This window comes from uncultured Subdoligranulum sp., assembly GCF_937890665.1.
Window position 1 is genome coordinate 1 of the sequence record NZ_CALADU010000282.1, and the last position, 1,534, is coordinate 1,534.

Annotated in this window: 2 protein-coding genes; one reads left to right on the forward strand and one right to left on the reverse strand. The window is 45.9% G+C overall.

Annotated elements, in window-relative coordinates; all coding sequences use genetic code 11:
- Nucleotides 1–108: 108 nt before the first annotated feature.
- Nucleotides 109–675 carry a DNA-3-methyladenine glycosylase I gene (locus tag Q0526_RS16095; RefSeq protein ID WP_298735830.1) on the reverse strand — a complete coding sequence of 189 codons (567 nt, stop codon included), beginning with the start codon at nt 673–675 and terminating at the stop codon, nt 109–111.
- A gap of 100 nt (nt 676–775) precedes the next feature.
- Here Q0526_RS16095 and Q0526_RS16100 point away from each other — a divergent pair, with 100 nt between their 5' ends.
- Complete coding sequence (locus Q0526_RS16100; protein WP_298735831.1) at nt 776–1,480, forward strand: hypothetical protein; 705 nt, start codon at nt 776–778, stop codon at nt 1,478–1,480.
- Nucleotides 1,481–1,534: the final 54 nt, after the last annotated feature.

Sequence of the window (1,534 nt, forward strand, 5' to 3'; positions counted from 1 at the left end):
CGATCCATTTGGAACGAGCCGCTTAATAAGCAGACAAACTTGAAATTGTGATGCAGAAAGCCCTTAACAAGCCTGTTGAGCTGCTGTTCTATCAATCGAAGTGAAATGCTATTTGTTGGCATACAAATGGCAACCTTTTACATGGTCATTGACAATCCCTATTGCCTGCATATAGGCATATATAATTGTACTACCAACAAACTTAAAGCCAAGCTCTTTTAAGTCTTTACTAATTTGATCTGAGAGCGCAGTCCTTGCGGGTATATCAGTTTCAGTTTGGAACTGATTGAGAATTGGCTTACCATCAACATAAGACCATATAAACGAATCAAAACTGCCATACGATTCTTGGATTTTTATAAACTGTTGAGCATTTGTTATTGCTGATTTGATTTTTAACCGATTACGAACAATGCTGCTATTTTGCATTAGCTCTTCTATTTTTGCATCATCGTACAGCGCTACTTTTTTGCAGTCAAAGTTATCAAAAGCAATTCTAAATGCCTCTCTTTTGTTTAGTATTGTCAGCCACGATAGTCCTGCCTGCATACCTTCAAGTATTAACATCTCAAATAATTTATTCTCATCATGGACGGGCTTTCCCCATTCATTATAATGATACTCTTTATATAAGTCGGTAGTTGCCCATGAACATCTTTGTATCAATTCTTCCATAAGTTTCTCCGTCCTATAAATATCAGTTTGTTTGCCACATCATAGCACACCCCCCAAAAACGTGTAAAGCCAAATTCTACACCGAAAGGAGTTCATAGCTTTGAAAAATACAACGCAATTTCATATCCGACCTGCCCGCCCGGAGGAGGCGGGCTTATTTTATGCCCAGCACCCCGAAGAAAATAAGCGCCTTGGCGCTGTCGGCTGTGTCCGCATGGACTTCGGGCGCAGCGGAAACGAGTTCTGGCATACATGGTGGCCCTGCGGCCCAGAGGAACTGAACAGCCCCGCGTTCAAAGCGGAGTTGCAGCAGATCGTTGGTAAGCTCCGCGAAGATGTGTTGAAAAGCCGCTTCGCGATGGAGCGCTTCTGCTATGACCACGGTGGAAAAATCGATGGCGGCTATGTACAGAACTACGGCTACATCGTGGAAACGGAGCATTATCGCTACTGCCTGCGGTGCAACCCGTCCCCTGGAGATTACAATGGTTATCTCACCGCTTACGATTTAGCTGTCCAACGGCAGAACATGGCGCGGGACAAGCCCCTGGTGGGCCGCGTGTCCTATGCCAACGGCGATACACAGGAGTTTACCGATGCCGAAGCCTTTCTCAAGTGTGTGAGGGAAGAACTTCCGTACCGCCCCACCACAGGTCTGCACTATGAAGTGCTGACCGACGATCCCAGCGTCCGCAAGCAGGTGGACGATATCGTCTTTGACCTTTATGGCGAGGAGAATCCCCGCCAATTGGAGGAATATCAAAAAACGCCCAAACAGGGCATGACAATGGGAGGTATAAAGTGATGGACAGAAAAATGGTGAATTTTATCAAGGAGCAGTATCCCCCCGGCACCCGCA